This window comes from Gracilimonas mengyeensis, from assembly GCF_900182705.1.
Lineage (GTDB): Bacteria > Bacteroidota > Rhodothermia > Balneolales > Balneolaceae > Gracilimonas > Gracilimonas mengyeensis.
Map to the genome: position 1 here is coordinate 1 of NZ_FXTP01000024.1, position 14942 is coordinate 14942.

Genomic DNA, 14942 nt, shown 5'->3' on the forward strand with positions numbered 1-14942 from the left:
GATTCAGCCGGTAGCCATGGAAGAAGGCCTGCGGTTTGCGATTCGCGAAGGCGGACGTACTGTTGGTGCCGGAGTTGTAAGTAAAATCTTAGACTGAGGATCTGATCGTGGCAACACAACAAAAAATCAGAATCAAATTAAAGTCATACGATCATAACCTGATCGATAAATCAGCTGAAAAAATTATTCAGACTGTGAAATCAACTGGTGCGGTAGTTTCGGGTCCTATCCCGCTACCCACCCGAAAAAGCATTATCACGGTAAACAAGTCTGTATTTGTGGACAAGAAATCGCGAGAGCAGTTTGAGTATCGCTCTCACAAGCGACTGATTGATATTCTTTCTACAGGCTCACAAACCGTTGATGCACTGATGAAGCTGGAATTACCTTCCGGTGTAGACGTAGAAATTAAAGTATAGAAAGGACCAGAACACGATGAGTGGTTTGATTGGAAAAAAAGTTGGGATGACAAGCGTGTTTGATAACGTGGGCCGAAATATTCCGGTTACCGTTATTGAAATTGAACCTTGTGCCATTACCCAGATTAAAACTGAAGAAACGGACGGATATACCGCCGTTCAGCTTGCTGCTTTCGACCGAAAAGCGAAAAACGTTAGCAATGCTGTAAAAGGACATTTTGACAAAGCCGGAGTTAGCCCCAAGTATCAAGTGGTTGAGTTTCGTGACTTTGTTCCTGAAGGTCTCACCGTGGGTGATGAGCTTAAAATCAGCGACGTATTCACTGTAGGTGATGTAGTTGATGTAGTAGGAACTTCTAAAGGTCGCGGTTTTGCCGGTGTTATCAAGCGCCACAATTTTAGTGGTGTTGGAGACGCAACGCACGGACAGCATAACCGATTGAGAGCACCTGGTGCTATTGGTAATGCGTCTGACCCTTCTAAGGTATTTAAGGGAATGCGTATGGCCGGACAATCTGGTAACGAACGGGTTAAAGTTAAAAACCTGAGTGTTGCCAAGATTCTGGAAGACTCAAACGTAATGCTGGTTACCGGTTCCATTCCTGGTCCCAAAGGCCGCTACGTAGAAATTCATAATAAAACGTCTGTTACCAATTAGTTATGAAATTAGATATTTATAAAATAGACGGATCAAAAAGCAGCAAAACAGCCGAGCTGAGCGACGCTATTTTTGCGATTGAGCCCAATGAAGTGGTGCTTTACGAAGATGTTCGCCGTCATATGGCAAACAGACGACAGGGTACTGCTAAAACCAAAGAACGTGGTGAAGTAACCGGGAGTACCCGTAAGCTTTATCGCCAGAAAGGTACCGGTAATGCCCGCCGTGGAGATATCAAATCTCCTTTGTTGAGAAAGGGTGGTACTGTATTTGGTCCGAAACCAAGAGATTACAGCTTTAAGCTGAACAAAAAAACCAAGCGTCTGGCTCGTAAGTCAGCCTGGTCTCTAAAGGCTTCTGATGATGCTCTTTTTGTTGTAGAGGATTTTGATTTTGACGCCCCTAAAACTTCAAAAGTAGTTGATCTGCTTGAAGCATTAAACGTTTCTGGTAAAAAAGCACTGATTTTGACTGCTGAAACTGTATTGAATGTATACAAGTCAGCCAGAAACATTCCGGGTGTAGAAGTATTGGAAAGCAACAAGCCAACTACTTATCAGATTATGAATGCTGATGTAGTAATTTTCCAGGAAAGCGCAATCCCGGTGTTAGAGAACACAATTGAAGGCAAAACAGAAGAGGCTGCAGCATGAGTGTTATAAAGAAACCAGTTATTACGGAGAAAATGAGTCGGCTTCAAGAAGAAGCTGACAAGTACACCTTTGAGGTTGACTTGAATGCAACCAAACCTGAGATAAAGAAAGCTGTTGAAGCTACTTATCCAGGAGTAAAAGTGGCTAAAGTGAACACGGCAATTATGCCTTCCAAACCAAAAGGACGCTACACCCGCAGTGGATACCAGGGTGGCAGAACCAAACTTTGGAAAAAAGCCATTGTAACTATCAAAGAAGGCGAAATTGATTTCTTTGCTGAAATTTAAGGAATAGAGAATAATGCCTACTAAGAAATTAAAACCAATTACACCAGGAACCAGACACCGGATTGCTCCCGTGTTTGATGAGATTACTACCGATAAACCACTGAAGTCTTTATTGGCTGGTAAGCATAATTCTGGTGGACGAAACAGAAACGGCCGTATTACTTCTCGCCACAGAGGCGGAGGGCACAAACGCCGTTACCGAATTATTGATTTCAAACGGAATAAATACGATATCCCTGCAAAAGTGCAGACTATCGAGTACGATCCTAACCGATCTGCCCGTATTGCACTGGTAGCCTATGCTGACGGTGAACGCCGTTACATCCTGGCACCTAATAAATTGCAAGTGGGTGATACTATTATATCCGGGGAAAATGCAGCACCTGATTTAGGAAATGCATTGCCAATGATTAAAATGCCTCCGGGTACTTTTATTCACAATATTGAACTGCACCCAGGTAAAGGTGGAACACTTTGCCGTAGTGCCGGCACCGGTGCCCAGTTGCTTGGTAAGCAAGGCAAATATGTAAGTATCAAACTTCCATCTGGTGAAGTTCGGTTGATACTTGGCTCTTGCTACGCAACCGTGGGTGAAACCAGTAATCCTGACCACATGAACACTACGATTGCAAAAGCAGGACGTAGCCGCTGGAAAGGTATTCGACCACAAACACGTGGTGTTGCGATGAACCCGGTAGATCACCCAATGGGTGGTGGTGAAGGGAAGGCCTCTGGAGGTCACCCGCGTTCCCCATGGGGACAATCCGCTAAGGGTAAGAAGACACGTAACAAAAACAAGCTGTCTTCCAAGTATATCGTAAGAAGAAGAAAAACTAAGAAAAAATAAGTATTAACGTATGCCACGCTCACTGAAAAAAGGGCCCTTTGTTTACTACAAGCTTCAGCGTAAAATCGATGAAGCCAATGAAAGCGGAAGCAAAAAAGTGATTAAGACCTGGTCACGCAGTTCCATGATCACTCCGGACTTCCTGGGGCTAACGCTTGCAGTACATAACGGGAAACAATTTATACCTGTTTTTATTACTGAAAACATGGTTGGCCACAAGTTAGGTGAATTTGCACCTACACGAACATTCCGTGGCCACCCCGTGAAGAAAGCAGCAGCAAAAGCAAAATAAATAAACAATCAGAATATAGATGGATACTCCAGTATTAGAAGCACGCGCAGTACAAAAGCATTTGCGGAAGGCACCTCGTAAGGTACGCCTGGTTGCTGATGCTGTACGTGGTGAAAGCGTAGAAAAGGCTTTAAAGCGTCTTGAATTCACCAACAAAGCATCTGCTGAAGATGTATTGAAAGTGATAAAGTCTGCCGCAGCTAACTTACGCGATAAATTTCAGGAAGAGCGTTTTGATAACGAAGATTTATACATAAAGGAAATTTATGTAGACGAAGGCGTGACGCTGAAGCGTATTCAGCCTGCACCGCAGGGAAGAGCGCATCGAATTAACAAACGTTCCTGCCATATCACTGTGCTTGTGGCAAAGCGTGATCAAGAAAGTGTAAACGAATAAACGAACAATACCTTGGGACAAAAAACAAATCCAACTGGTTTTAGATTAGGCATTATTCGCGGATGGGAATCCAACTGGTTTTCTGAAGAAAATCAGCCAACTCTCATCGTTGAAGACGAGAAATTGCGCGAGTATTTGCATACAAGGCTCCGAAATGGTGGCCTTTCAAATGTAATTATCGAACGTACTCCAAAGCGTATACTGCTTACCCTCAGAACAAGCCGCCCCGGTGTTATCATCGGTAAAGGTGGTGAGCAAATTGAATTGCTTAGAGAGGAGCTTAAAAAGATTACCAGTAAAGAAGTACAGATTAACGTCAGCGAAATTAAGCGCCCTGAGCTGGATGCCAGCCTGGTTGCTCAAAATATCGCTCAGCAGTTACAAGCTCGTGTTTCATTCCGTAGAGCAATGAAAACAGCGATCTCCTCTGCAATGCGCATGGGAGCCAAAGGAATAAAAGTTCGCTGTGCGGGACGACTTGGCGGTGCTGAAATGGCCCGAACCGAGCAGTATAAAGAAGGCCAGGTGCCTTTGCATACACTCCGTGCTGATATTGATTACGCAAAGTCTACATCCAACACCATTTACGGTTCTATTGGAGTTACCGTTTGGATTTATAAAGGTGAGATTATTGGAGATGTAGATCTTACACCGGGTACCCAGTCTCAGAAAGATTCGGACCGAGGTAAGCGACGTGGCGGAGACGATAAAGGCCGAAGAAGCCGACGCCGCAGCAGAAACAGAAATCGATCTAATAAAAACAGTTAATAAGAAACGATGTTAGAACCAAAACGAGTTCAGAGACGCCGCGTTCATCGCGATAAGCTTAAAGGCAATGCACAGCGTGGTCACATTATTAACTTTGGTGATTTTGCACTGAAAGCGCTGGAGCCTAAGTTTATTACCTCCCGACAGCTTGAAGCCTGCCGTATTGCTATTGCACGCTCGTTGCAACGTGATGGACAGACTTTTATCCGGATTTTCCCGGACCGCCCAATGACCAGCAAACCTGCTGAAACCCGAATGGGTAAAGGTAAGGGTGCTCTTGACCACTGGGTAGCTGTTGTTAAACCCGGACGAATTTTGTTTGAGATTGCCGGTGTTTCTGAAGACAGAGCACGAGAAGCTTTAAGACGTGCATCTCACAAATTACCTATTAAAACAAAATTTGTGGTACGCCGCGACTACCAGGGAGACTAACGATGAAAGCGCACGAATTAAGAGATTTAACACTTACTGAATTAAAGGCTCGTTTGAATGATGAGCGTGAAGTACTGCAAAACCTTCGGTTTTCGAAATCAGTTACGGGGCAGCTTGAAAACCCTGCCCGGCTGAAAAACCACCGGCGAGAAGTAGCCCGGCTGGAAACCGTTATCAAGGAAAAAAGCAGCGCTGAATAAGGAATAAGGAATTTAAATTATGGCACAAACAGAAAGAGCCCGAAGACGAGAACGAATTGGACGTGTGGTTAGCAACCGTATGGATAAGAGTATTACTGTAGCGGTTGATCGTCAGGTAAAACATTCCATTTATGGAAAGTATATTACCAAAACCACGAAGTATATGGCGCACGATGAGAACAATGAAGCCAATATTGGTGACACGGTTCAAATTATGTCAACCCGTCCACTATCAAAGCGTAAATCATGGCGATTGGTAGAAATCGTCGAAAAAGCTAAGTAACGAATAGAGCATTAGGAATTAGCGATGGTTCAAACGAATACGACATTAAATGTAGCAGATAACAGTGGCGCCCGTAAATTGATGTGTATCAAGGTGCTGGGAGATTCCCGGCGGCGATACGCACGTGTAGGCGACTTGATTTCTGCATCTGTAAAAACTGCGATACCCGGCGGCAACGTTAAAAAAGGTGATGTTGTAAAAGCTGTGATTGTTCGCACTAAAAAAGAATTCCGCAGAAAAGATGGCAGTTACATCCGATTTGATGAAAACGCTGCGGTAATTATTAACAAAGATCAAGAACCGGTAGGTACACGTATTTTTGGCCCAGTGGCCAGAGAACTTCGTGAAAGAAGCTTCATGAGAATCGTGTCGCTTGCACCGGAAGTACTTTAAAAAAGGATTAGAGTATGCCACGCAGGTTCAATAAGCAAAAGAAATTACATGTTAAGAAAGGCGATGACGTTTTGGTTATTGCCGGTAACGATAAAGGTAAAAGAGGCCGTGTATTGATGGTTTTCCCTAAGAAAGAGCGAGTGCTCGTTGAGGGAATCAACATGAGAACCCATCATGAAAAGCCAACCCAGGATAACCCACAAGGTGGGCGTTTGAAAAAGGAAGCATCTATTCACATTTCTAATGTGATGGTGATTGATCCTACAACAGATGAACCTACCCGTGTTGGCCGAAAGCGAATTGAAGAAGACGGTAAAGGCCGTTGGGTTCGCTATGCCAAGACCAGTGGCGAAATGTTGGATAAATAACGCAGAAAATAAGCAATGGCTGAAGCAAGATTATACACACAGTACAAGGAAGAAATTCGCGAAAAGCTTCGCGAAGAGTTTGAGTATGACAATGAAATGGCTATACCCAAACTCTCTAAAATAGTGGTTAATGTAGGCGTAGGTGATGCTATAACTGATAAGAAAGTACTTGATACAGTTGTAGATAACGTGGCCGCCATAACCGGCCAAATGCCTGTTACCACAAAGGCAAAAAAATCAATATCGAATTTTAAGCTTAGAGAAGGTATGCCAATTGGCTGTAAAGTAACCCTTCGCAAGCGTATCATGTACGAATTTCTGGATCGTCTGGTAAATCTGGCATTGCCCAGAACACGTGACTTCCAGGGCGTACCTGACAAAAGTTTTGATGGCCGTGGAAACTATACCTTGGGTATCAAAGAACATACTATCTTTCCCGAAATTGACACTGATAAAGTGAATAAAGTACACGGGCTGGATATTACGTTTGTAACAACTGCTGAAAGTGACGCAGAATCTTACGCTTTGCTTAAGCACTTTGGAATGCCATTCAAAACAAGAAACTAAGAGATATTCTATTATGGCTAAGAAAGCATGGATAGCACGCAACAAGAAAAGAAAAGAAACAGTAGAAAAGTACGCCGAGAAGCGCCGCAAGCTTAAAGAAGCCGGCGACTACGAAGGCCTGCAAAAGCTACCACGCGATGCCAGCCCTACTCGGGTTCGCAATCGTTGCAATATCACGGGCAGAAGCCGTGGGTATGTAGGCAAATATGGAATATCCCGTATCAAATTCCGGGAGCTTGCCCTTGCTGGTAAGATTCCAGGTGTACGTAAAGCAAGCTGGTAAAACTAACTAAGGAATCGATGACTGATCCTATTGCAGATTATTTGACAAGAATTAGAAATGCCCAACGAGCCGGGCATAGACGAGTAGATATCCCCGCTTCTAAGTTGAAGCGTGCCATGACTAAGATTCTGGCAGACAAAGGGTATATCTCAAAATTCATTGATATTGAAGATGAGAAGCAGGGCATTCTCCGTTTGTTTCTGAAATACGATTCATACGGACACCCTGTAATCCGAAAAATGCAAAGACTTTCAAAACCAGGTCTGCGCGTTTACGAAGGTGGAAATAGTGTTCCGCGTTCACAGAACGGCCTTGGTATTGTGATTCTTTCAACATCAAAAGGTGTAATGACCGATAAAGAAGCTCGCAAGCTGAATGTAGGCGGCGAGATTTTGTGCACCATTTACTAAATAAAGTTTTTTTGAACTATGTCTCGAATTGGAAATCTACCGGTACCTATATCTGACAAAGTTGAGTTCAGCATCAATGCTGACAATGTTGCAACTTTCAAAGGTGAGAAGGGAACGAATACCCTTCGGATTCACCCGGATATAACCGTTGAAAAAGGCGAAGATGAACTCGTCATTAAAAGAAGCTCTGACCTTAAAGAACAACGTGCATTACACGGTCTGTTCCGGTCGTTGATTAACAACGCCGTAGTAGGAGTTACTGAAGGTTACACAAAGAAACTGGAGATTATTGGTGTTGGTTTCCGCGCCGCTATGAATGGCGATGTATTGGAACTCAACCTGGGTTATTCTCACCCTATTTTCTTTGTACCGCCGGAAGGTATCAATATGGAAGTAGACACTAAGTCCGGTAAGAATCCTATTCTTATCATCTCTGGTGTTGATAAGGAAATGGTTGGGCAGATTGCCGCCAAAATCCGTTCTTTCCGTAAGCCAGAGCCGTATAAAGGTAAAGGGATTAGATACCTGGGTGAACAAATCAGACGTAAAGCCGGTAAATCAGCTGCTAAATAAAGGATTTGAACAATGAGCAATAAGAACATTAAAAAAACCGAGCGACGAACCAAGATCCGCAAGCGTATCCGGTCTACTATCAAAGGTACGTCCGATCGCCCTAGGCTCAGCATTTTCAAGAGCAATAAATATACCTACCTGCAGTTAGTTGATGATTTAGCAGGAGCAACTATTGCCGCTTACAAAACCGATACCGGTGTAGAAAATGCCAAAGAAGCCGGAAGCGAACTTGCGAAGCTCGCTCAAGACAAAGGAATTAACAAAGTGGTATTTGACCGAAGCGGTTATAAATACCACGGTATCGTGAAGGCCGCCGCTGATGGCGCTCGCGATGGTGGATTAGACTTTTAATTGAACTGGGATAAACAATGCCTAAAATAAGACGCAAACAATCTATACCTGCCGCTAACCTGAACCTGGAAGAAAAACTGGTTCACGTAAACCGTGTAGCTAAAGTAGTAAAAGGTGGACGCCGTTTCAGCTTCAACGCCATCGTTGTAGTAGGTGATGGAGAAGGTGTAGTTGGCCATGGACTTGGAAAGGCCAATGAAGTTTCGGATGCTATTCAAAAAGGATTCGATAACGCCAAAAAGAATCTGATCCGCGTACCTCTTACCAAAACCAAGAGTATTTACCATCCGATTGTAGGTAAAGCCGGTGCCGGTAAAGTGTTACTGCGCCCCGCTGCCGAAGGTACAGGAGTAATTGCAGGTGGTGCTGTTAAAGCGCTGCTTGATGTTGCAGGTGTTCACAATATCCTGTCCAAATCTCAGGGATCTTCCAATCCCCACAACATGGTGAAAGCCGCATTTACTGCGCTGAAAGAACTAACCGATCCGGTTGAAGTTGCACAGCGTCGTGGTATTTCACTTAACAAAGTATTTGAAGGATAATATCTAAAGGAATTGACGATGGATTTAAGCAATTTAAAAGCACCCGTTCCGAATCAAAAGAATGCCAAAAGAGTTGGTCGAGGACAAGGTTCCGGACGTGGTGAGCAATCAGGCCGCGGACACAACGGGCAAAAGTCTCGCTCAGGGCACAAGCAACGCGCTTGGTTCGAAGGTGGACAAATGCCATTGCAACGACGTCTGCCAAAATTTGGCTTTAGAAACATCAATCGTAAAGAGTACCGTACTATTAACGTACACACGATTGCTGAATTTATTGAAGCCGGAAAACTGGATACCACTATCACGCTCAATAACCTCATTGAAGCTGGTTTAGCGAGCGACAAAGACGAAGTTAAACTGCTTGGTCGTGGTGAAATCGATAAAAAAATCGACATTGAAGTACACGCTACCAGCGAATCTGCCAAAGAAAAGGTAGAGAATGCAGGTGGGTCATTAACATTAGTGCAAAACTAAGATAAAGACGGCGAATGGGTCTGATAGAAAACTTCCGCAACATATTTAAAATCGAAGATCTTAAGAATCGTATTCTTTATACGGTTGGAATCTTAATGGTCTATAGGGTGGGTAGTTATATTACCCTGCCTGGTGTAGATGCAAATCAATTAATCAACAACACCGGTAATGCTGCTGACAGCTTATTGGGACTGTTTGATTTGTTTGTAGGAGGGGCTTTTTCCAGGGCCGGTGTTTTCGCCTTGGGTATCATGCCCTACATTACGGCTGCTATTATCATTCAGTTGATGGGGGCAGTAGTGCCTTACTTCCAAAAACTTCAGCGAGAAGGGGAAGAAGGCAGGCGTAAGATTACCCGTTTAACACGTTATGGTACAGTAGGTATTACCGCTGTACAGGCTATTGGTTTCTCGATAAACCTGATGTCAACAGCTCCACAGGCTATTGTAGTAAATGAAGTTTTCTTTGTGATTACTTCCATGATTGTGCTTACAGCCGGTACCGTATTTGTAATGTGGCTGGGTGAGCGTATTAGTGAACGTGGAATCGGTAACGGTATCTCATTGATCATTATGATCGGTATTATTGCTGCTTTACCTGCTAACTTTTATAATGAGGTAACTACTAAGGCGAATGCTATCCTTGTAATTATTGAGGTGGCTGCGTTGATACTAGTGATTGCGGCTGTTGTAATGCTTACACAAGGAACACGTAAAATTCCTGTACAGTATGCAAAACGAGTGGTTGGACGTAAAGTATATGGTGGAACGACACAGTACTTGCCACTTCGAGTGAACGCTGCTGGTGTTATGCCCATTATCTTTGCACAGTCAATCATGTTTATTCCAAGCACCATCGGGTCTTTCTTCCCTGAAAATGAAACGGTGCAATTTTTGACGCAGTGGTCGGTTGATTTCACCGGTGTTACATACTCAATTGTATTTTTCTTTGTGTGTATGTTCTTCACCTTCTTCTATACCGCTATCGCCATCAATCCAAAAGAGATGGCCGATACCATGAAGCGACAAGGTGGTTTTATCCCGGGTGTTCGTCCTGGTAAGCAAACCGTAGAATTTATTGATAACATTTTGACCAAGATTACCCTGCCGGGTTCTATCTTCCTCTCTTTTGTAGCAATTTTGCCTGCAATCGCAGTTGGATTATTTGGAGTAACTCCCGGCTTTGCCCTCTTTTACGGAGGTACAAGTTTGTTGATTATTGTTGGTGTGGCATTGGATACACTCCAGCAAATTGAAAGCCACTTAATGATGCGTCATTACGATGGCTTTATGAAAACGGGTAGAATTAAAGGTCGCCGCAGGGCTTAATCAGTAATGATTTATCTGAAAAGTGAATCCGAAATAGACAAGATGCGCGAAAGTGCGCTGATTGTCTCCAGAACACTGGCCGAAGTTGGAAAACACATCGAGCCAGGTGTACAAACCGGAGAGCTTGACAGAATTGCTGAAGAATATATTGCTAAAGAAAAGGGGCGTCCCGCTTTTAAAGGGTACGGACCAAAAGGCAGTGAATTTCCTGCCACGTTGTGTATCTCTGTGAATGAAGAGGTTGTACATGGCATCCCCGGTAAAAGGGAATTAAAAGAAGGTGACATAGTATCTGTAGACTGCGGTGTTGAAAAAAACGGATACTTCGGAGATCACGCCTACACATTTGCTGTGGGAGAATGCAGTGACGAGAAATTGAATTTATTGAGAACTACGTTAGAATCCTTGTATAAAGGAATCGAGCAGGCCGTTCACGGTAACAGAATAGGCGATATTGCCAACGCTGTACAAACACACTGTGAAGATAGCGGTTATGGCGTGGTTCGGGAATTGGTGGGACATGGTATTGGAAAATCCATGCATGAAGATCCATCTGTCCCAAATTTTGGACGTAAAGGAAAAGGTGAGCGTCTCCGCACAGGAATGACGCTTGCTGTTGAACCCATGATCACAATGGGTTCCTGGAAAACGAAAACATTGAACGATGGCTGGACTGTAATAACAGCCGACAAGAGCTTAGCAGCCCATTACGAACACGATATTGTAATTCGTGAAGGAAAAGCTGAAATTCTCAGTACTTTTGATTATATTGCTGAGCTCTCGGACAAAAAAGAAAACATATTGTATTATGGCTAAACAAGAGCCGATAAAACAAGATGGAGAAATAATAGAAGCATTACCGAATGCACAATTCCGTGTGGAATTGGATAACGGCCATGAAATACTGGCTCACGTGTCTGGTAAAATGCGGATGTACTATATAAAAATTCTCCCAGGTGATAGGGTAGCAGTAGAAATGTCTCCCTATGATCTCACTAAAGGAAGAATAACTTATAGATATAAATAAAAGAGGTTGTCATGAAGACACGATCATCAGTAAAGAAAAGAAGTTCAGACGACAAAATTGTACGCCGTAAAGGACGACTTTACGTAATTAATAAGAAGAACCCACGCCATAAACAGCGTCAGGGCTAATACCATAAACAAGTACTTATATGGCACGTATTGCTGGAATTGATTTACCCAAACAAAAACGAGGCGTTATTAGCCTTACGTATATTTATGGGATTGGGCGCTCTAAGGCAGCTGAAATCCTTGACCGCGTAGGCATTGATCCTGACATCAAAGTAAGTGACTGGAGTGATGAGCAAGTAAGCGACTTACGTCAGTTAATTGATGAAGAATATAAGGTGGAAGGTGCCCTCCGTAGCGAAGTAAATAGTGATATTCGCCGATTGATTGAGATCGGTAGCTACCGGGGTAATCGTCATCGTCGCGGTTTACCGGTGAGAGGTCAACGTACCCAAACCAATGCCCGAACCCGTAAAGGGAAGAAGAAAACGGTGGCTGGTAAAAAGAAAGCTGTTAAGTAACCAAGTAATTGAGATAACTCATGGCTAAAAAACAACCAAAAGCATCTGTAGCTGCAAAGCGCAAGAAAAAGAAACAACTGAGCGATCCTAATGGAATGGCCTTTGTTAAGGCAACCTTCAACAACGTAATTGTGACGATTACTGATGCTGACGGGAATGTAGTTTCCTGGTCATCAGCCGGTAAAGAAGGTTTTAAAGGATCCAGAAAAAATACGCCTTATGCAGCACAATTAAGTGCCGAAACGGCTGCTCAAACAGCTCATGATATGGGGCTTAGAAAAGTGGAAGTATTTGTAAAAGGGCCTGGCTCTGGCCGAGAGGCTGCCGTACGTGGTATGGCAAGCTCAGGACTTGAAGTTACGGCTATTAAAGACCGTACACCGCTTCCCCACAACGGATGCCGCCCTCCCAAACGAAGAAGAGTTTAATAGTAAGTAGATTAAGAAATGGCAAGATACAGAGGACCCAAACAGAAGAAAGCCAGACGTTTCAAGGAACCCATTTTTGGGCCAAGTAAGGCATTAGAAAGAAAGCCTTATGGTCCGGGACAACACGGGCGTTCAAGGTTCAATCGTAAATCGGAATATGCAATTCAGCTGGAAGAAAAGCAGAAAGCTAAGTACACCTATGGGTTGCTGGAAAAGCAATTCCGTAATTTGTTTAAAGCAGCTTCAGCCAAAAGTGGTGTAGCTGGTGAAAACCTTTTGCAAGCGCTTGAGTGCCGTCTCGACAATACGGTATTCCGTATGGGATTCGCAAGAACACGTCGTCAGGCTCGTCAGTTGGTTAGCCACAAACATATTGTGGTAAATGGAGGTATTGTAAATATTCCTTCCTTTGATGTTAGTCCAGGTGATGTAGTATCTATCCGGCCTAAGTCAAGAAACCTTGAGGTAATTGACGATTCGCTATCCGGCTCTTCCCGTAATAAGTACAAATGGGTAGAAACAGATGCAAAGTCAAGATCAGGTAAAATGTTATACGTTCCAACAATGGAAGAAATACCTGAAAATATTAATGTTCAGCTAATTGTTGAGCTTTACTCTAAGTAATTTTTTAAAGTACAAGTCTTATTATGAGCAACTATAGCATTCAAATGCCTGAAACACTGAATGTTGTCGAAGATAAAGACAGCTTCGGTACCTTTGTGCTGCAACCACTTGAGAGAGGGTTTGGAGTTACTATTGGTAATTCCTTCCGTAGAGTACTACTCTCTTCCTTACCAGGAATTGCAATCACTGCTGTTAAAATTAATGGCGTTGATCATGAGTACTCCAGCATTAAGGGAGTTAAAGAGGATGTGTATGAAATCATTCTCAACTTCAAGCAAGTTCGTTTCAAGCAGGTTGAGCAAAGCTCTGGGGTTATTCATATTTCTAAAAGTGGTGCCGGTGAGTTAACTGCTGCCGATATTGATGAAGCTACTGCAGAATATGAAGTCTTGAACCCTGATTTGGTTATCGCTAACCTTGCAGACGATGCAGAGTTAGAGATTGAACTGAAAATTGGTCGCGGTCGCGGTTATGTGCCCGCAGAAGAAATGGATATTGAAGATGAGGATGTGAATTTGATTCCCATCGATGCCATTTTTACTCCTATAAAGTCGGTTAAATACAATGTTGAGAACGTTCGCGTTGGTCAACGTACTGACTATGAAAAGTTGGTTATGGATATTGATACCGATGGCTCGGTTAATGCTAAGGAGGCTCTTACCATTGCAGGTAAGATTCTAAAAGAGCATATCGAGAAATTTATCACAGAAGAAATAGAAGAACCATTCACGCAGGAAGAAGAGGAAGTTGACGCAGAGAAACAGCGCGTAGCGAACCTTCTCCGTACAAGTATTGAAGATCTTAACCTAAGTGTTCGTGCTTACAACTGCCTGAAGTCTGCTAACATCAATACAATTGGTGAGCTGGTTTCACGCGATGAGCAAGATCTTCTGAAATTCAGAAACTTCGGTAAGAAATCACTCAGCGAATTGGTTGAAGTGATTGAAGAGAAGAATCTGGAGTTTGGAATGGATGTATCTAAATATTTGGATTAAGTAGAAAGGAATTGAATTATGCGTCACGGAGTTAAAGGTAGAAAATTAAGCAGAACAGCTGCACACCGTAAGCGAACATTGCAGTCACTTTCTATGGCTCTCATTAAAGAGCATAGAATTATGACGACATTGGCAAAGGCTAAGGAATTAAGAGTTTTTGTAGAGCCATTAATTACCAGAGCCAAAGAAGATACCCACCACAATCGACGGCAAGTATTTTCTTCTTTACAGAATAAAGAGGCCGTGAGTAAACTCTTCGAAGAAGTGGGGCCTAAAAGTAAAGATCGCCCGGGTGGCTATACCCGTATCATTAAAGCCGGATTACGAAAAGGTGACGGTGCGGAAATGGCTGTAGTGGAACTGGTTGATTACAATGATATCAAGCCTGAAGGAACTACAAAATCATCTGGTAAGAAACGAACCAGACGTGCGGGTAAGAGTAATACCCCTACTTCTTCAACCCCTTCTACAAAGAAAGGAGAGAGAGAATCCAAGACTGAAGTAGCTGAGCAAAAAGAAGCTACCAGTGAAGACGTATCTGAAGAAACTAAAGCAGAAGAAAATTCTGAAGAGGAGAAAAACTCCTAAGTAAAAAGCCCCTGCGACGCCAAATAAGCAGGGTTTGGAAATTTTTTCCAAAAAAGTTTGAAATAAATTTGGCAGTGACTAGAAAAGTCCTTATCATTGGAATCTGTCACGGAAATGATTCCAACGGCAGAAAAGTTCTTAGACATATTGAAGTATAGATCAGATTGTTTGTGCGAGCGAGAGCTTGTTCAATTTCTTGATGCAAATTTTTTGCATTTTAAAATGACCA

The 14942-nt window shown here is 43.1% G+C and carries 30 protein-coding genes; all 30 read left to right on the forward strand.

The genetic code is table 11. The features are described 5' to 3' along the window. Nucleotides 1-97: EF-Tu C-terminal domain-related protein (locus FN815_RS18525; protein WP_142456330.1), on the forward strand; the 97-nt coding region annotated here is incomplete at its 5' end. Between the two features lie 10 nt (nucleotides 98-107). Then, nucleotides 108-419, forward strand: coding sequence for a 30S ribosomal protein S10 (gene rpsJ / locus FN815_RS18530; RefSeq protein ID WP_018128596.1), 312 nt, complete (start codon nucleotides 108-110; stop codon nucleotides 417-419). Nucleotides 420-435: 16 nt separating this feature from the next. Continuing rightward, a complete protein-coding gene (gene rplC, locus FN815_RS18535) occupies nucleotides 436-1077 on the forward strand; it encodes a 50S ribosomal protein L3 (RefSeq protein ID WP_142456333.1) in 642 nt (213 codons plus the stop codon). 2 nt (nucleotides 1078-1079) lie between these two features. After that, entirely contained in the window at nucleotides 1080-1730 is a 651-nt protein-coding gene (gene rplD / locus FN815_RS18540) for a 50S ribosomal protein L4 (RefSeq protein ID WP_142456334.1), read from the forward strand. Next, entirely contained in the window at nucleotides 1727-2017 is a 291-nt protein-coding gene (gene rplW / locus FN815_RS18545; RefSeq protein ID WP_142456335.1) for a 50S ribosomal protein L23, read from the forward strand. The genes rplD and rplW overlap by 4 nt, the downstream gene beginning before the upstream one ends. Nucleotides 2018-2030: 13 nt before the next feature. Then, a complete protein-coding gene (gene rplB, locus FN815_RS18550; RefSeq protein ID WP_142456336.1) occupies nucleotides 2031-2864 on the forward strand; it encodes a 50S ribosomal protein L2 in 834 nt (277 codons plus the stop codon). Nucleotides 2865-2874: 10 nt separating this feature from the next. Beyond that, nucleotides 2875-3156, forward strand: coding sequence for a 30S ribosomal protein S19 (gene rpsS, locus FN815_RS18555; protein ID WP_142456337.1), 282 nt, complete (start codon nucleotides 2875-2877; stop codon nucleotides 3154-3156). Nucleotides 3157-3175: 19 nt separating this feature from the next. Further along, the gene (gene rplV / locus FN815_RS18560) at nucleotides 3176-3553 is read left to right on the forward strand and encodes a 50S ribosomal protein L22 (RefSeq protein ID WP_142456338.1); all 378 of its coding nucleotides are present in this window, start codon (nucleotides 3176-3178) and stop codon (nucleotides 3551-3553) included. Between the two features lie 12 nt (nucleotides 3554-3565). Then, entirely contained in the window at nucleotides 3566-4321 is a 756-nt protein-coding gene (gene rpsC / locus FN815_RS18565; protein ID WP_142456339.1) for a 30S ribosomal protein S3, read from the forward strand. Between the two features lie 9 nt (nucleotides 4322-4330). Further along, entirely contained in the window at nucleotides 4331-4753 is a 423-nt protein-coding gene (gene rplP / locus FN815_RS18570) for a 50S ribosomal protein L16 (RefSeq protein ID WP_142456340.1), read from the forward strand. Nucleotides 4754-4755: 2 nt separating this feature from the next. Next, on the forward strand, nucleotides 4756-4953 hold the full coding sequence (gene rpmC / locus FN815_RS18575; protein ID WP_142456341.1) for a 50S ribosomal protein L29: 198 nt from the start codon (nucleotides 4756-4758) through the stop codon (nucleotides 4951-4953). A 19-nt stretch (nucleotides 4954-4972) separates the two neighbouring features. Next, nucleotides 4973-5236 (forward strand): 30S ribosomal protein S17, encoded by a 264-nt coding sequence (rpsQ, locus tag FN815_RS18580; protein ID WP_142456342.1) that lies wholly within the window; start codon nucleotides 4973-4975, stop codon nucleotides 5234-5236. A gap of 24 nt (nucleotides 5237-5260) precedes the next feature. Beyond that, complete coding sequence (gene rplN, locus FN815_RS18585) at nucleotides 5261-5629, forward strand: 50S ribosomal protein L14 (protein ID WP_142456343.1); 369 nt, start codon at nucleotides 5261-5263, stop codon at nucleotides 5627-5629. Nucleotides 5630-5643: 14 nt separating this feature from the next. After that, nucleotides 5644-5997, forward strand: coding sequence for a 50S ribosomal protein L24 (gene rplX / locus FN815_RS18590; protein WP_142456344.1), 354 nt, complete (start codon nucleotides 5644-5646; stop codon nucleotides 5995-5997). Between the two features lie 15 nt (nucleotides 5998-6012). After that, complete coding sequence (gene rplE / locus FN815_RS18595) at nucleotides 6013-6564, forward strand: 50S ribosomal protein L5 (protein WP_142456345.1); 552 nt, start codon at nucleotides 6013-6015, stop codon at nucleotides 6562-6564. 13 nt (nucleotides 6565-6577) lie between these two features. Further along, nucleotides 6578-6847, forward strand: coding sequence for a 30S ribosomal protein S14 (gene rpsN / locus FN815_RS18600; RefSeq protein ID WP_142456346.1), 270 nt, complete (start codon nucleotides 6578-6580; stop codon nucleotides 6845-6847). 17 nt (nucleotides 6848-6864) lie between these two features. Then, nucleotides 6865-7257: a 30S ribosomal protein S8 gene (gene rpsH / locus FN815_RS18605; RefSeq protein WP_142456347.1), complete on the forward strand. Its 393-nt coding sequence runs from the start codon at nucleotides 6865-6867 to the stop codon at nucleotides 7255-7257. 18 nt (nucleotides 7258-7275) lie between these two features. After that, nucleotides 7276-7830 carry a 50S ribosomal protein L6 gene (gene rplF, locus FN815_RS18610; RefSeq protein ID WP_142456348.1) on the forward strand — a complete coding sequence of 185 codons (555 nt, stop codon included), beginning with the start codon at nucleotides 7276-7278 and terminating at the stop codon, nucleotides 7828-7830. A 12-nt stretch (nucleotides 7831-7842) separates the two neighbouring features. Then, nucleotides 7843-8181, forward strand: coding sequence for a 50S ribosomal protein L18 (gene rplR, locus FN815_RS18615; RefSeq protein ID WP_185957379.1), 339 nt, complete (start codon nucleotides 7843-7845; stop codon nucleotides 8179-8181). A 17-nt stretch (nucleotides 8182-8198) separates the two neighbouring features. Beyond that, nucleotides 8199-8723, forward strand: a complete 525-nt coding sequence (rpsE, locus tag FN815_RS18620) for a 30S ribosomal protein S5 (RefSeq protein WP_142456349.1) — start codon at nucleotides 8199-8201, stop codon at nucleotides 8721-8723. An 18-nt stretch (nucleotides 8724-8741) separates the two neighbouring features. Continuing rightward, nucleotides 8742-9197, forward strand: a complete 456-nt coding sequence (rplO, locus tag FN815_RS18625) for a 50S ribosomal protein L15 (protein ID WP_142456350.1) — start codon at nucleotides 8742-8744, stop codon at nucleotides 9195-9197. Between the two features lie 14 nt (nucleotides 9198-9211). Beyond that, nucleotides 9212-10525: a preprotein translocase subunit SecY gene (gene secY / locus FN815_RS18630; protein ID WP_142456351.1), complete on the forward strand. Its 1314-nt coding sequence runs from the start codon at nucleotides 9212-9214 to the stop codon at nucleotides 10523-10525. Between the two features lie 6 nt (nucleotides 10526-10531). Then, entirely contained in the window at nucleotides 10532-11341 is an 810-nt protein-coding gene (gene map, locus FN815_RS18635; RefSeq protein ID WP_142456352.1) for a type I methionyl aminopeptidase, read from the forward strand. Continuing rightward, complete coding sequence (gene infA / locus FN815_RS18640; protein ID WP_103664582.1) at nucleotides 11334-11552, forward strand: translation initiation factor IF-1; 219 nt, start codon at nucleotides 11334-11336, stop codon at nucleotides 11550-11552. The genes map and infA overlap by 8 nt, the downstream gene beginning before the upstream one ends. 11 nt (nucleotides 11553-11563) lie before the next feature. Beyond that, nucleotides 11564-11680: a 50S ribosomal protein L36 gene (gene rpmJ / locus FN815_RS18645; RefSeq protein ID WP_071594720.1), complete on the forward strand. Its 117-nt coding sequence runs from the start codon at nucleotides 11564-11566 to the stop codon at nucleotides 11678-11680. 20 nt (nucleotides 11681-11700) lie between these two features. Further along, nucleotides 11701-12078 carry a 30S ribosomal protein S13 gene (gene rpsM, locus FN815_RS18650; protein ID WP_142456353.1) on the forward strand — a complete coding sequence of 126 codons (378 nt, stop codon included), beginning with the start codon at nucleotides 11701-11703 and terminating at the stop codon, nucleotides 12076-12078. Nucleotides 12079-12098: 20 nt separating this feature from the next. After that, nucleotides 12099-12506, forward strand: a complete 408-nt coding sequence (rpsK, locus tag FN815_RS18655) for a 30S ribosomal protein S11 (RefSeq protein ID WP_142456354.1) — start codon at nucleotides 12099-12101, stop codon at nucleotides 12504-12506. Nucleotides 12507-12524: 18 nt separating this feature from the next. Then, entirely contained in the window at nucleotides 12525-13130 is a 606-nt protein-coding gene (gene rpsD / locus FN815_RS18660) for a 30S ribosomal protein S4 (RefSeq protein WP_142456355.1), read from the forward strand. A 23-nt stretch (nucleotides 13131-13153) separates the two neighbouring features. After that, nucleotides 13154-14125 carry a DNA-directed RNA polymerase subunit alpha gene (locus tag FN815_RS18665; protein ID WP_142456356.1) on the forward strand — a complete coding sequence of 324 codons (972 nt, stop codon included), beginning with the start codon at nucleotides 13154-13156 and terminating at the stop codon, nucleotides 14123-14125. An 18-nt stretch (nucleotides 14126-14143) separates the two neighbouring features. Then, nucleotides 14144-14713, forward strand: coding sequence for a 50S ribosomal protein L17 (rplQ, locus tag FN815_RS19300; RefSeq protein ID WP_142456357.1), 570 nt, complete (start codon nucleotides 14144-14146; stop codon nucleotides 14711-14713). Nucleotides 14714-14942 lie beyond the last annotated feature (229 nt).

Excerpts from the sequence above, each read along its gene's own strand:
- secY (WP_142456351.1), top strand. The coding sequence starts at position 9,212 with ATGGGTCTGATAGAAAACTTCCGCAACATATTTAAAATCGAAGATCTT.
- rplF (WP_142456348.1), top strand. The coding sequence starts at position 7,276 with ATGTCTCGAATTGGAAATCTACCGGTACCTATATCTGACAAAGTTGAG.
- rplC (WP_142456333.1), top strand. The coding sequence starts at position 436 with ATGAGTGGTTTGATTGGAAAAAAAGTTGGGATGACAAGCGTGTTTGAT.
- rplX (WP_142456344.1), top strand. The coding sequence starts at position 5,644 with ATGCCACGCAGGTTCAATAAGCAAAAGAAATTACATGTTAAGAAAGGC.
- FN815_RS18665 (WP_142456356.1), top strand. The coding sequence starts at position 13,154 with ATGAGCAACTATAGCATTCAAATGCCTGAAACACTGAATGTTGTCGAA.
- rplW (WP_142456335.1), top strand. The coding sequence starts at position 1,727 with ATGAGTGTTATAAAGAAACCAGTTATTACGGAGAAAATGAGTCGGCTT.
- rpsN (WP_142456346.1), top strand. The coding sequence starts at position 6,578 with ATGGCTAAGAAAGCATGGATAGCACGCAACAAGAAAAGAAAAGAAACA.
- rplP (WP_142456340.1), top strand. The coding sequence starts at position 4,331 with ATGTTAGAACCAAAACGAGTTCAGAGACGCCGCGTTCATCGCGATAAG.
- rpmJ (WP_071594720.1), top strand. The coding sequence starts at position 11,564 with ATGAAGACACGATCATCAGTAAAGAAAAGAAGTTCAGACGACAAAATT.
- rpsH (WP_142456347.1), top strand. The coding sequence starts at position 6,865 with ATGACTGATCCTATTGCAGATTATTTGACAAGAATTAGAAATGCCCAA.
- rpmC (WP_142456341.1), top strand. The coding sequence starts at position 4,756 with ATGAAAGCGCACGAATTAAGAGATTTAACACTTACTGAATTAAAGGCT.
- rplQ (WP_142456357.1), top strand. The coding sequence starts at position 14,144 with ATGCGTCACGGAGTTAAAGGTAGAAAATTAAGCAGAACAGCTGCACAC.
- rplN (WP_142456343.1), top strand. The coding sequence starts at position 5,261 with ATGGTTCAAACGAATACGACATTAAATGTAGCAGATAACAGTGGCGCC.
- rplD (WP_142456334.1), top strand. The coding sequence starts at position 1,080 with ATGAAATTAGATATTTATAAAATAGACGGATCAAAAAGCAGCAAAACA.
- rpsK (WP_142456354.1), top strand. The coding sequence starts at position 12,099 with ATGGCTAAAAAACAACCAAAAGCATCTGTAGCTGCAAAGCGCAAGAAA.
- rplR (WP_185957379.1), top strand. The coding sequence starts at position 7,843 with ATGAGCAATAAGAACATTAAAAAAACCGAGCGACGAACCAAGATCCGC.
- rpsE (WP_142456349.1), top strand. The coding sequence starts at position 8,199 with ATGCCTAAAATAAGACGCAAACAATCTATACCTGCCGCTAACCTGAAC.
- rplO (WP_142456350.1), top strand. The coding sequence starts at position 8,742 with ATGGATTTAAGCAATTTAAAAGCACCCGTTCCGAATCAAAAGAATGCC.
- rplE (WP_142456345.1), top strand. The coding sequence starts at position 6,013 with ATGGCTGAAGCAAGATTATACACACAGTACAAGGAAGAAATTCGCGAA.
- rpsQ (WP_142456342.1), top strand. The coding sequence starts at position 4,973 with ATGGCACAAACAGAAAGAGCCCGAAGACGAGAACGAATTGGACGTGTG.
- rplV (WP_142456338.1), top strand. The coding sequence starts at position 3,176 with ATGGATACTCCAGTATTAGAAGCACGCGCAGTACAAAAGCATTTGCGG.
- rpsD (WP_142456355.1), top strand. The coding sequence starts at position 12,525 with ATGGCAAGATACAGAGGACCCAAACAGAAGAAAGCCAGACGTTTCAAG.
- rplB (WP_142456336.1), top strand. The coding sequence starts at position 2,031 with ATGCCTACTAAGAAATTAAAACCAATTACACCAGGAACCAGACACCGG.
- rpsS (WP_142456337.1), top strand. The coding sequence starts at position 2,875 with ATGCCACGCTCACTGAAAAAAGGGCCCTTTGTTTACTACAAGCTTCAG.
- map (WP_142456352.1), top strand. The coding sequence starts at position 10,532 with ATGATTTATCTGAAAAGTGAATCCGAAATAGACAAGATGCGCGAAAGT.
- infA (WP_103664582.1), top strand. The coding sequence starts at position 11,334 with ATGGCTAAACAAGAGCCGATAAAACAAGATGGAGAAATAATAGAAGCA.
- rpsM (WP_142456353.1), top strand. The coding sequence starts at position 11,701 with ATGGCACGTATTGCTGGAATTGATTTACCCAAACAAAAACGAGGCGTT.